This window comes from Bacteroides sp. 3_1_23 (assembly GCF_000162555.1).
Taxonomy (GTDB): Bacteria; Bacteroidota; Bacteroidia; order Bacteroidales; family Bacteroidaceae; genus Bacteroides; species Bacteroides ovatus.
Window position 1 is genome coordinate 2,377,423 of the sequence record NZ_GG774949.1, and the last position, 12,380, is coordinate 2,389,802.

Sequence of the window (12,380 nt, forward strand, 5' to 3'; positions counted from 1 at the left end):
TTCTATAATATATTAATCAGTTACAATATTATTCTTTATTGAGCGCTTTTCAAAAATTCTTCCAATGCAGCATTAAATTCTTCCGGGCGTTCCATATTCAGCATGTGTCCGCAATCGTCAATTACTTTCAGTTTTCCATTGGGAAGATATTGTAAAATGGGAGGTTCTTTTGAGAATCGGTTACCGGAAGAATGACCTTCAACAATTAAAGCAGGTACATCGGGATGATTCTTTTTCAATTCCTCGATGGCATCCAAACCAGCTACCACCCGTACTTCTTTGTGTAAAGGTTGCCACGCATCCCACTCATCGATCATTTTCCATAGAGACTCACGCATTCGTTCACGCTGACTTCCACCGGATTTCATCAATCCTTCAAACCACTCTTTCTTCATCACATCTACCCCTTTCTCTTTCAAAGCAGCAATCTCCTTATCACGTACTCTTGCTTCTTCCGGAGTCATCGGTTCACTTGGGCCTTTCGATTTCCGAATGTTTCCACTGGCTAAAAAAGCAGATAACATCCGGTCAGGGAAATACGCCAACATATCAGCAGTAATAAACCCACCCAAAGAAAGTCCGACGATATGCGCTTTCTTGATGTGCAAAGAATCCATCAAAGTAACTAAATCTTCAGCGTGTGTGAATTGATAGTCTTCCGTTTGTGAAGACGAAATGCCATATCCTCTCAAATCATAGCGGATCACACGATATTTTTTGCCAGTACGGAAAATTGTTCATCCCACATACGATGATCCAAAGAATGACCATGAACAAGGATGACGGGAGCACCTGTGCCGGCTTCCTCATAGTAAAGAGAACCGTTGCCCACTTCAACGCAGCCTTGTTTCACAACCAACGGATGTCCCTTTACAATCTCTGAAACAGTTCTCGAAATTACAGGACTACCATAAAAAGATGAGAAACCATCTTCTTTACTGGAAGCACCGACTACATGAGCAATAAAGAAGCCATAAACATTCTCCCGTTTATTGATCCACGGGTAAGCGCCAGCCCATCCTGGTGAACTGATTTGATAGGCTTCTCCTGTCTTTTTATCGACCAGTTCACGCCACTCACCTAATCCGTAAATGCCATTATGAGACTGTCCCAATGCTCTTTCCGTATATTCTCCGGGAGAAACAACAGCATTTTTCACTTGGTCGGCCTGCATTTCCTTTACAGTCTCGGTTGTCAGTATCCGCTTATCATGATATATTCCTTCGTGATAAATCATAGACAGGAAATGAATATAATCGTTCAAGGTAGTACACAGACCACCACCTAACATCGGGGCATGTCCGCCATCTGTATTTATCGGAGTAAAATGAGAATTTTTCATTTCTAATGGCTGTGCTAATAATTCCTGAAAAAGAGTTTCAAACTCTTTCCCCATTGCCACTTCCGCCATTCTTCCGGCAATCTGCATGGCAAGCCCTCCATATTGGAACCGGCTTCCCGGAGTAAAAACCGTATCTAACGGCAATATCTCAATAATGGCGGAATCCAGATGATTGTAATTATCTACACGCGGTTCAGGAAGATAGGGACGCACTCCGGAAGTATGAGATAACAATTGTCGCAAAAGGATTTTTCCTTTGGCATCTCCCTTAAATTCCGGCAACCACTTTTCCACAGGGTCATCCCAGTCCAAACTGGTACTATCCACAACCGCTCCGATAACAGCAGCCGCCACCCATTTTCCGGCAGAGGCTACGTATACTTTTGTATCAGGAGTATAGCTACCATAGTTCTTCTGAAAAATGACAGAATCATTCTTTACTACACAGATAGAAGCACCTGGATAGTACTCTTTACTCACCCAGCCTTGAATAACAGAATCTAATGAAGAGAAGTTATAACGACTCCCTTGTACGGATGATACATTGCAGGAACCTGCAATAAAACAGATACTTATAAAAATTATGATTAATAATCTTCCCTTCATTTTCGTTATCTATTAACTTCGTATTAAACACAAATTACACGAACTACGCTGTTGTTTGATGCAATTATATTTGATGCAATTATAATTATAAAACCGCGTAATTCGTGTAATTCGTTCTTAAATTTTTCTATTTCGACTGCAAATCCCAATATACCACATAACGCTGATGATGTAAATCATAAAGCGGACGAATCACATCTCCTTGTTCTGTTGTAAATTTCAGTTCTTTTCCTGTACGCTGCAAAGTACGTTCCGGATGTTTCATATCTACTTTCAATGAGGTACGCAAATCGGCAGGCACATGGAAATTATAAGTATAATAATCATTATAAAGAGCAGGATTAGAGAAAGGTGCGGGAGCCTGCATACCTTCCGTACCCCGTTCTCCGGCAAGCACTAACGGGCCATACAATAAAGCCACTTTATTCGGATTATCGGGAGTGGCTTCCAATTCAATCTGCATCGGGTAAGTAGCCGAGATACGGTCATTATCTTTCCAGTCACGGGTGATAGCGATGTAAGAACCCGACTTTTGTTTTACTGCTACTTTTTTACCGTTCACAAGAACTTCCGCTTTTTTACTCCATGAAGGATATCTTAGATAAACAGTAGTACGAACCGGTTTCTCGGCACGAATAATAAACCGGGTCGTTTCCTCTTTCGGAAATTCCGTTTCCTGGAGAAGGGTTAATCCTTTTTCTTTCCAGGTGACTTGGGAAGGAATAAACAGATTTACGTAGATTCCCTGGTTGTTGTGGTAGTAGATAGCTTCTCCATATTTAGCATGATTTTCGAATCCGCTGCCGACACAACACCAGAAAGAGTTCTCTTTGGTACTATACAGTTTATGTGAGCCCGAAAGTAAGGGTAAGAAATAAGTAACCATTCCTGTTTCCGGATCTTGCTGTCCCAGGATATGATTATATAGTGCCCTTTCATAATAATCGGCAATAGATGAATCGCCCGTCCAACAGAAAAGATGACGACTAAGTTTCAACATATTATAAGTACAGCAGGTTTCTCCGGTATAGCCGGTCAAGTGTTTAGAAAATTTCTTCGGGTCGAAAAAATGCTCCTTATCACTACTGCATCCCGGAGCAAAAGTATGGTGGTCAATCATGGTATGCCAGAAGAATTCCGAGAGCTTTTTGCTAGTCTCATTCTCTGTCAGTTCATAGTTACGCGCTTCGGCTATGACTTTCGGGATAAACGTATTCGTATGTTTGGTTCCCAAATCGTCCCGAAGTTCTTTCAACGGGTCAATTACATCATTATGGTAGAAATATTCGGCCAACCAACGGTAACGTTCATCTCCTGTGATAGCATACAAATTGTAGAATGATTCGTTGACACCTCCAAACTCATTGCGTATCATGAGTTTGCGGGTTTCTTCACTAAGTGGCTTCAGTTTGTTATAAGCCCAGTCGCCCATTTTAGTCACTGTTTTCAAAGCCTGCTGATTATCTGCATACAGATATTGGTCTATCAGACCGGAATAAAGCTTATGCAAGGTGTACCAAGGTGCCCAAACACTCTTTCCACGGATATTTCGGTTTATCAGTTCTTCGGGAAAAGCACTTAAATATCCGCCTTTCAAAGCGTTCTGAACTTCGGTCAGCCCGTTGACAAGGCTATCCCCTTTCAGCTTGAAAATCTCACTTCCGGTAGCAGCATACATCAAAGCGTAAGCCGAAAGCAGATGTCCGGTAGTATGTCCGCGAAGTTCACAGTCCAAGGATTCCCAACCACCGAGTTTTTTCACTGTCATATAACCGCCTTCACGACCGGCAAAGACTCCGGCATTTGTCCGGAAACTATGCAACAGGCGACTTACGTCGATAGAGGTCATCCATGCGGAATCCCGCAACATATTGTCACGAAAGCGACTCGGTAATAAACGGACGTCTTTCAAATCAAAACTTTCTACCCGAACAGGAGCCACTGTCTCTTTTTTCATTTTCCCCTGGTGCTGTCCGGGGTACACAGATTGAGCCGACGATATAGCCGATACTGCCAATAATGCGATTGCAACTAAAGATTTCTTATTCATAATCATTTTTAATATCCTTATTTATTATTGGATACGAATAGACTCCGCCTATTACTCAATGCAAAAATACGAATTTAATATTTCATGGATAAATGAAAAAACTCCGTTCTACCGGTTCGGCAGTCTGTACTTCTCCTGCCAATCCATATTGCCATGCCACCACAGTCACTTTCAACGGGAACTTACTGCGTGGGGGAATTCGAGTAAATACCAACTTGTTTCCCTCTATTTCTGCCGGCCCTTCTTTCACGTAGTAATATACGGGTAGCCCGCAATCGGAAGTTGCATGTAAAGAGATAGTTTCCGTGCCTTTCTTCACATCGTCAAGACCCGGAAAAAGAATATGCTGGCGTTTACCTTCCGTATTGCGATAGGGAATCCGGAAACTAAGTTCCTGAACAGTGCTTTTATAGTGCTTGTCACCATCATTGCTGGCTAGAAGACAAATATCTCCCGTACGGCGCTTATTGTACATTCCCATACGGTAGAAACGGACAGTAAAGGTTGTGTCGTTCACTTTCTGAACCGGACCACAGATACGGGTTATTTCAGGAGAAGTGAGCGAATGTTCGCCAGAAATTGCAGTATGCAAGCTATCCGTATATACAGCTTTCAGATGAAAAGTCAATCCGTCTTTTTCCGGCAGGAAGCGGGCGGCAACTTTCACATGGGATTTGGGATTATATGTGAGTAATTGCCCCTTTTGTACAAAACCTAAATATTGTGGTTTCTTACCTCTTTCCCGGCGATAGCGTTCTTCCGTCATTTCAGCCATTTCCTTATCGAAATACCAGAATGCATCGTGCGAGTCTCCTTTATACTCTTTATAAGGAGCAGCTTTTGCACGTTTCTTCTGATTCGGATGCCACCTTTCGGCAAGCCAGCCATTCTGCGGATTCAGCTTCTTCAATTCCACAGGCTTATCCAAATCATACGTTGCGGGCATACGATATTCCAGTGCTTTCTTTAAGAACAACGCAATATAACCAGCGGTACGGTCGGCTATATCGAAATGCCCGCGTCCTGTGTCGCAAAGGAAAGAGACGCAACTTTTAGGATACATCATACGGAATGCCAAAGCCGGATTTACACGGTCTTCCCACCATTCGTATTCGCCTTCAATCATCAATCCAGGGATGCCGTCAATCGTACGTTTCCCCCACTCCATATTGTCACGACCATATCCGGTAAGGTTAGTGCGTGGCGCATCTCCATGTAAAGAGATAATGGCTAATGTGCGGTCGGGATTCCAAGCAGCGAAGTTCCACGGATAGGTAGCCATTGCCGAATGTCCGAACGGAACAATCGGAGCATATTTCAATTCGTTATATCCGCTAACAGAAGCAAAGTCATCCAACATTTGTTCAAATGCCTTTTGGCTTCCGGCAGTTATGTCCCATTTCTGATCCCACCCCGGAGTTATCCATATCAGTGCCAGACCTATTTCAGACATTTTCTCCCGAAACAAGGCGTTCTCAAACAGAGTTTCTTCCGTCATATTATGAGTACCTATCATAACCCCTTTTATTTGGACACAATCAGACGGTATCCATAAAAAAGCCTGCGGATGGTCATTCGTCTCGTTGGAAACAATACCCGAAATCTGCACGGACCACTGCCATTCGGCAGCTATGCTACTTGGTAATAAACTAACAGCCAATATTACAAATATAAAAAACCGAAATAGTTTCATGTTTAATTCATTTATCATTCTCCCATATAATACGCAGTAATGACTACATATACTCAACCGAAAAATATAAAAAACTATTATTATCGGAAGTCTTTCACTGGCTATTTCACAAAAACGTTGTATCTTTATTCTCTATTAAGAAAGGAGTTATATGGATTTACGTACAGCAAATGTCACAAGATATATTCTTGCCCTGCGGGAAGGGGGCTCATTACCGGCTTTGGCCGAAGCTGACGATGAATTTAAGTATGTGGTAAAGTTCAGAGGGGCAGGACACGGGACGAAAGCGCTGATTGCCGAACTGATTGGCGGGGAAATTGCCCGTACGTTGGGGTTCAGAGTACCAGAGATTGTTTTTCTGAACCTGGACGAGGCTTTCGGACGGACGGAAGCGGACGAAGAAATACAGGATTTACTGCAATGGAGCCGCGGGTTGAATCTGGGGCTGCATTTTCTGTCGGGAGCATTAACGTTCGACCCCGTTGTGCATAAAGTGGACAGTAAGACAGCCTCGCAAATTGTGTGGCTGGATGCCTTATTGACCAATGTAGACCGTACTATCAAAAATACAAATATGCTGATGTGGCATAAGGAACTGTGGTTGATTGACCATGGGGCTTCCCTCTATTTTCACCATTCATGGACTACTTGGCAAAAGCATGCGCTTAGTCCGTTCGTGCAGATAAAAGACCATGTGCTGTTGCCGTTTGCCGATAAATTGGAAGAGGTGGATGCTGAGTTCAAGCAACTGCTGACTTCTGATAAAATCCGGGAAATAGTCAATGCAGTTCCCGATGACTGGCTGAACTGGACGGACGGGCAGGAAACTCCGCAAGACCTGAGAGATATTTATATTCAATTTTTAGAAGAAAGGATAAACCATTCCGAAACATTTGTAAATGAAGCGCAAAATGCAAGATAGGCACTTATATGAATACGCAGTCATCCGTTTCGTCCCCAGGGTTGAACGTGAGGAATTTATTAATGTAGGTATTGTACTGTTTTCCAAACGGTGCAAGTATCTTAAATCCCTTTATACAATAGACGAAAACAAATTGAAACTGTTCTCTTCCGAATTGGACATCAACTGTCTGATAGAAGGTCTGAAAGTCTTCGACAAGATTTGTCAGGGAAATAAAGAAGGAGGAGTTATTGCCAATATGGACATTCCGGACCGCTTCCGGTGGCTGACTGCGGTAAAAAGCTCCTGTATTCAAGTATCCCGTCCTCATCCGGGATTCTCTACAGATTTAGATAATACTTTAGAAAGGTTGTTCAAGGAATTAGTTCTTTAATTCCTTGAATAACCTTTCCACTCAATGAATGAGAAAACTCTCCTCTTCTCTCATTACGACCCGGAAATGGTGAAGTGGTTGATTAATTATAGCAAATAATACCTCACTATATTTTTCAGGCACGGATTACACGGATTTCACGGTTTTAGAAATGATGGTTGCATAAAGCAACAGTGTAATCTGCGTTATCCGTGCCTAAAAAGAAACATAAACTTGCCTACTTAAGCGGAGTGAAATGCAATGCGGCTCCGCCACTTGCTTTTAGCTTCAAAACAAGCTTATCTCCGGCTTTTATCTTCTTATGAGTACTGCGTACTTTCGTTCGTGTATTCAGCTTGTCATCATCTTCGTACAGGTGAAGCATATACTTCTTACCTGATTCCAGAAAATCCGTAGTCAATGTAATTGTGCGGGCTTCCGTATTCGTCATTGCTCCTACAAACCAGTCATTCCCCGAACGACGTGCCTGAACGATATATTCACCAATCTCCCCATCTAACGCGCGGCTGTCATCCCATACACTCGGAATTGCTTTCCAAAATTCCAGTTCTTCTTCTCCCTGGTAGAATTCCGGTCTGTCATACCAAAACATAAATTGCAAAGGACTGTAATACACAGCTGCCATCGCCAACTGATGTGCTTTCGTATTCTTCACCCGGTTATTGAAATAGCAAAGCGTATAGTCTCCTGCACCTGCCAGATAGCGGGTAAAAGGGAGAGTCGTATTGTGTGTGGCATCCGGCATTTCTTCATTTCCACGAATACCTTCCTGCGTCATCAGGTTAGGATAAGTACGGCTGAAACCTGTCGGACGATATTCGTCATGAATATCTACCATCAGACCATATTCTCCACATTTACGAACTGCATCATGCAGCCAAGTACTCCAACGCTGATTACCTATCTGTACAAAACCGAACTTGATACCTTTCAATCCCCATTTTTTATACAAAGGCAACAGAGTATCCAACTGCTGCACTAATGCACGCTGATTGACATACACCATAAGTCCGATTCCTTTCGATTCGGCATATTTACACAAAGCAGGTATATCAAGGTCTTTATCAGAAGAAACTGTAGTAGCGTCCGAACTCATTTTCATTTCCGGTCCGTACCAGCCTGCATCCATGTGTACATACTGAATACCGCGTTCTGCCGCAAAATCAATGGCCGCTTTTACTCTATCTTGTTTCAAGTCGCCCGAACGGAATACTTTCCCGGGTTTGATCCAAGAAGTATCAGCCAGTTTGCAAGCCGGATTCAGATTCAAGACAAGATCATTATTATTAATTAAATCGACCGGACGTTCGCCAACCATGATTACACGCCACGGAGTACTGTAAGGAGAAATAATATCGACGCTACTATACAGGCTTGTCTCCAAAGTGGAAGGTTTCTCTGCCGATAAACGGAATTTACCACGAACATAATCCACCATTTCCGCTTCCAACAAGGCTACAGATAATCCATCAGGCAGTTTCAATGTCAAAGGACGCTCACTCTCCTCTTTGCCCCATCCTTCCAACGGACGGAGTTCATAAGGCCCTTGTGCCCAACGTTCATAATACGCCATCGTTCCTTCAGGCATTGTGAAGCTAGTCTGCTCACCGACGATATGCAAGAAAAGCCCGTTTGTCATTTCCGGAAAATGATAGCGGAAAGTAACTCCTTCATTATAGGCGCGGACTATGATATTCATAAAGTAGTTTTTACGCTTATCATAACCACCATCCCGATTACCTTTTCCTTCTCCTTTCTTGAACTTCAAGGTCATCTCATTATAGCAATCACGAACCTCCGCACGCTCGCCATATACAGGCTTCCATCTCTCGTCCGTCTTTTGATGTTCAGTCCCCGTCAACTTCAGATTCTCACACCAAAAATGACAAGTATCATTCGGTATACCCAACGCCGATTCAAACAACTGATTTTCAATCAGAACACCCAGTTTACTTTCTTCAATCACCGGACGATTTTTATAAGTCAAGGTATAATACATTTGTGCATTATCCTCTCCTACCGCACGTTGATAAAAGGTAAAACGATAAGCTCCATCAGGAGACGTCAGTTCCTGACGGGTTTCTGTCATCACATCTTGCGCTTTTATCAATGCCGGTATCACCAACAACAAAAGCAAAATTCTTTTCTTCATTCTATTTACGTTCATGTTTATTCATCTTTCCTATTATATACGAACGAGAAAGAAATTATACTCAAATGTTTATTGCCTGAAAAGCTTATTCCATCTGTTCCCTATAAAAAGTAGGTGTCATTCCTGTCACCCTTTTAAAAATGCGGTTAAAATGTACAGGTGATTCAAATCCGCAAGTAGCACTGATTTGAGATATATTCATCATACTACTATTCAATAGTTTACAAGCATATCCGATACGCATATCAAGTACATACTCTTTGAATGTTTTTCCTGTGTTTTCTTTAAAGTATCGGCAGAAAGCAGTAGGGTTCATCGCTGTATAAGAAGCAATTTCATCCAGACCGATAGACTCGGTATAATGTTTATTCAAATAGGCAATCACTTTTTCCATTCTTTCATTACGCATAATCGAAGGAGACGGAGTATAATGAGAAGTAGTCAGATACTTCCTGTGATTACTGGTAGCCATCATTTGTAGGAGTGAAAGCAACAGGATAATTTGATCTACTCCTTTGGCAGAAGGTATTTGTTTTAATAGCTTAATGATTTTCCCCGAACGGGTAATTGTGAATTTAATTCCTCTGCAAGCATCCTCCAATAAATTCCTGATAGGAATAAACTGGGAGTATTGAGATATAGAATAATGCATGAAGTCTTTTTCAAACTGAATATTGACTCCTCTTACTTTCAGTTCGGATTTTTCTTCGTTATCAGATTCTTCCCCGCCGTCCGGTGGACTTTGCATACTATGAGGCAGTTCGGAACCGAAAAGAATCAAATCACCTTTTGAATAGGAGATAATGCTGTCACCCACCAGACAATCCCCCTCTCCCTTCTCCACATAAATAATTTCATACTCACTATGAAAATGCCACGGATACGTGAAACGTGGATATTCATAAAAGCGGGCACGGACGGGATTAGAAGTCGTAATAGTCAACTTCTCATTCATTATCTTCTTCATAAATCTCCTTTCTAAACTGCTTTTGCAAAGATAGGTAAATATCTTGCAAAAATACGCATCATAGCATGTATAAAAACCCGCTATTTTTGCATCCATTCATAAAAACATTTGATAGAAAACATGAACGAATTATTTAGTATTGCCGGTAAAGTTGCTGTTATTACCGGAGCAGGTGGTGTACTGGGCGGAAATATTGCCCAACACTTTGTACAGCAGGGAGCAAAAGTTGTAGCTATTGACATTCGTCAGGAGCAACTGGACAACCGTGTGGCTGAACTTAAGCAATACGGTAACGATGTAATCGGCATCATCGGTAATGTACTTGACATCGCCAGCCTGGAGAAAGTAGCCGAAGAAGTCGTAGCCAAATGGGGACAGATCGATATTCTATTGAACATTGCCGGTGGCAATATGCCGGGAGCTACTCTCGAACCGGATCAGCACTTCTATGATATGGACATCTCTTGCTGGGAAAAAGTGACTAACCTGAATATGAACGGTACAGTTTATCCGTCTATGATATTCGGTAAGGTAATGGCAAAACAGAAGAAAGGATGCATCATCAATGTATCTTCTATGGCTGCTTATAGTGCTATCACCCGTGTACCGGGTTACTCGGCCGCTAAAACGGCAGTAGCCAACTTCACCCAATGGCTGGCAAGCGAAATGGCACTGAAATACGGTGATGGTATCCGTGTAAATGCTATCGCTCCGGGATTCTTTATCGGTGACCAAAACCGTCGTGTACTTATCAACCCGGATGGTTCATTGACCGACAGAAGTAAAAAGGTGTTAGCCAAAACTCCGATGAATCGTTTCGGCGATATCAAAGAATTGAACGGTGCTGTACAATTCCTGTGCAGTGAAGCCGCTAGTTTCGTAACGGGAGCTATGTTGCCTATCGATGGTGGTTTCAGTGCATTCAGCGGCGTTTAATATTTAATCTTTTAATTTATTCAAACGCTATGATGGAAAAAACATGGAGATGGTTCGGCAAGAAAGATAAAATCACCTTGCCGATGCTCCGTCAGATAGGTGTTGAAGGAATCGTCACTGCATTACACGAGGTACCGAACGGAGAGATTTGGACAGTAGAAGCCATCAACGATTTAAAATCGTATATTGAATCGTATGGGTTGCGCTGGTCGGTCGTGGAAAGCCTTCCGGTTTGTGAGGCAATCAAATATGCGGGTACGGAACGTGAACAGTTGATTGAAAATTATAAAGTAAGTCTTGCCAACCTAAGTAAATGCGGAGTGAAAACAGTCTGTTACAACTTCATGCCGGTAATCGACTGGATACGTACGGATTTACAGTACCCTTGGCCGGACGGTACCAGTTCGCTTTACTACGACCGTATTCGTTTCGCTTACTTCGACATCAAAATACTGGAACGTGAAGGAGCTGAAAAAGACTACACAGAAGAAGAACTGCATAAAGTTGCCGAGTTGGATAAGGTTATCACAGAAGCAGAAAAAGACGCTTTGATTGATACGATCATTGTCAAGACTCAAGGTTTTGTTAATGGCAATATCAAAGAAGGAGATAAAAATCCGGTTTCCATCTTCAAGCGGTTACTTGCTTTGTACAAAGATATAAACCGGGATGCTTTGCGTGAAAATATGCGTTATTTCTTATCTGCAATCATGCCTGTATGCGAAGAATATGGAGTTAATATGTGCGTACATCCGGATGACCCTCCATTCCAGGTATTAGGTTTACCACGTATCGTTACCAATGAAAATGATATTGAATGGTTCCTGAATGCCGTAGATAATCCTCATAATGGATTGACTTTCTGTGCAGGCTCTTTGAGTGCAGGCGAACATAACGATACACGTGAGTTGGCTAAGAAATTTGCAAAAAGAACTCATTTCGTACATCTGCGCAGCACAGCTGCCATGCAAGGTGGAAACTTCATTGAAAGCTCCCATCTTACGGGAAGAGGACATCTGATTGATCTTATCCGTATCTTCGAAAATGAGAATCCGGGATTACCAATGCGTGTAGACCACGGACGAATGATGCTGGGAGATGAAGATAAAGGTTATAATCCGGGATATTCCTTCCACGGACGTATGCTGGCTCTTGCACAAGTAGAGGGAATGATGGCTGTAGTAGATGATGAGAAAAGACGACAGATAATATTATAATCATTACAGTACTGATATAGTCAGAGCTTCGTCAGAGCAATAACCTCGTTATTTGTTTCAAGCGTTGAAACTGATGGTTTCCCGTCTTGAAACTTTAGTTCCAAAGGCTCGAAACTCCAGTT

The 12,380-nt window shown here is 42.3% G+C and carries 10 protein-coding genes; 4 read left to right on the top strand and 6 right to left on the bottom strand.

Features of this window, described 5'->3' with window-relative positions; all coding sequences use genetic code 11:
* Positions 1–35: 35 nt before the first annotated feature.
* From HMPREF9010_RS26555 to HMPREF9010_RS14935, 4 genes are all read right to left on the bottom strand, one after another.
* Positions 36–707, bottom strand: a complete 672-nt coding sequence (locus HMPREF9010_RS26555; protein ID WP_008648428.1) for an alpha/beta fold hydrolase — start codon at positions 705–707, stop codon at positions 36–38.
* Entirely contained in the window at positions 704–1,948 is a 1,245-nt protein-coding gene (locus tag HMPREF9010_RS0124325) for a serine hydrolase (protein ID WP_008648430.1), read from the bottom strand. The genes HMPREF9010_RS26555 and HMPREF9010_RS0124325 overlap by 4 nt, the downstream gene beginning before the upstream one ends.
* Before the next feature lie 127 nt (positions 1,949–2,075).
* Positions 2,076–3,998, bottom strand: a complete 1,923-nt coding sequence (locus HMPREF9010_RS14940; RefSeq protein WP_032852534.1) for a glycoside hydrolase family 127 protein — start codon at positions 3,996–3,998, stop codon at positions 2,076–2,078.
* A gap of 82 nt (positions 3,999–4,080) precedes the next feature.
* The gene (locus HMPREF9010_RS14935; protein ID WP_008648432.1) at positions 4,081–5,691 is read right to left on the bottom strand and encodes a hypothetical protein; all 1,611 of its coding nucleotides are present in this window, start codon (positions 5,689–5,691) and stop codon (positions 4,081–4,083) included.
* A gap of 151 nt (positions 5,692–5,842) precedes the next feature.
* Here HMPREF9010_RS14935 and HMPREF9010_RS14930 point away from each other — a divergent pair, with 151 nt between their 5' ends.
* Both HMPREF9010_RS14930 and HMPREF9010_RS14925 read left to right on the top strand, forming a co-directional pair.
* Positions 5,843–6,613, top strand: a complete 771-nt coding sequence (locus tag HMPREF9010_RS14930) for a HipA family kinase (RefSeq protein ID WP_008648433.1) — start codon at positions 5,843–5,845, stop codon at positions 6,611–6,613.
* Complete coding sequence (locus tag HMPREF9010_RS14925) at positions 6,603–6,986, top strand: DUF3037 domain-containing protein (RefSeq protein ID WP_008648434.1); 384 nt, start codon at positions 6,603–6,605, stop codon at positions 6,984–6,986. The genes HMPREF9010_RS14930 and HMPREF9010_RS14925 overlap by 11 nt, the downstream gene beginning before the upstream one ends.
* 217 nt (positions 6,987–7,203) lie before the next feature.
* Here HMPREF9010_RS14925 and HMPREF9010_RS14920 read toward each other — a convergent pair whose 3' ends face one another.
* Positions 7,204–9,153, bottom strand: a complete 1,950-nt coding sequence (locus HMPREF9010_RS14920) for a glycoside hydrolase family 97 protein (RefSeq protein ID WP_008648435.1) — start codon at positions 9,151–9,153, stop codon at positions 7,204–7,206.
* A gap of 70 nt (positions 9,154–9,223) precedes the next feature.
* On the bottom strand, positions 9,224–10,105 hold the full coding sequence (locus HMPREF9010_RS14915; RefSeq protein ID WP_004310215.1) for an AraC family transcriptional regulator: 882 nt from the start codon (positions 10,103–10,105) through the stop codon (positions 9,224–9,226).
* Between the two features lie 120 nt (positions 10,106–10,225).
* On the opposite strand from HMPREF9010_RS14915, the gene HMPREF9010_RS14910 reads away from it, so the two are divergent.
* Positions 10,226–11,041: an SDR family oxidoreductase gene (locus HMPREF9010_RS14910; RefSeq protein WP_008020332.1), complete on the top strand. Its 816-nt coding sequence runs from the start codon at positions 10,226–10,228 to the stop codon at positions 11,039–11,041.
* 29 nt (positions 11,042–11,070) lie between these two features.
* Positions 11,071–12,258, top strand: coding sequence for a mannonate dehydratase (uxuA, locus tag HMPREF9010_RS14905; protein ID WP_008648437.1), 1,188 nt, complete (start codon positions 11,071–11,073; stop codon positions 12,256–12,258).
* The last annotated feature ends 122 nt before the right edge of the window (positions 12,259–12,380 follow it).

Excerpts from the sequence above, each read along its gene's own strand:
- HMPREF9010_RS14935 (WP_008648432.1), bottom strand. The coding sequence starts at position 5,691 with ATGAAACTATTTCGGTTTTTTATATTTGTAATATTGGCTGTTAGTTTA.
- HMPREF9010_RS14915 (WP_004310215.1), bottom strand. The coding sequence starts at position 10,105 with ATGAAGAAGATAATGAATGAGAAGTTGACTATTACGACTTCTAATCCC.
- HMPREF9010_RS14930 (WP_008648433.1), top strand. The coding sequence starts at position 5,843 with ATGGATTTACGTACAGCAAATGTCACAAGATATATTCTTGCCCTGCGG.
- HMPREF9010_RS0124325 (WP_008648430.1), bottom strand. The coding sequence starts at position 1,948 with ATGAAGGGAAGATTATTAATCATAATTTTTATAAGTATCTGTTTTATT.
- HMPREF9010_RS14925 (WP_008648434.1), top strand. The coding sequence starts at position 6,603 with ATGCAAGATAGGCACTTATATGAATACGCAGTCATCCGTTTCGTCCCC.
- HMPREF9010_RS14910 (WP_008020332.1), top strand. The coding sequence starts at position 10,226 with ATGAACGAATTATTTAGTATTGCCGGTAAAGTTGCTGTTATTACCGGA.
- HMPREF9010_RS14920 (WP_008648435.1), bottom strand. The coding sequence starts at position 9,153 with ATGAACGTAAATAGAATGAAGAAAAGAATTTTGCTTTTGTTGTTGGTG.
- uxuA (WP_008648437.1), top strand. The coding sequence starts at position 11,071 with ATGATGGAAAAAACATGGAGATGGTTCGGCAAGAAAGATAAAATCACC.
- HMPREF9010_RS14940 (WP_032852534.1), bottom strand. The coding sequence starts at position 3,998 with ATGAATAAGAAATCTTTAGTTGCAATCGCATTATTGGCAGTATCGGCT.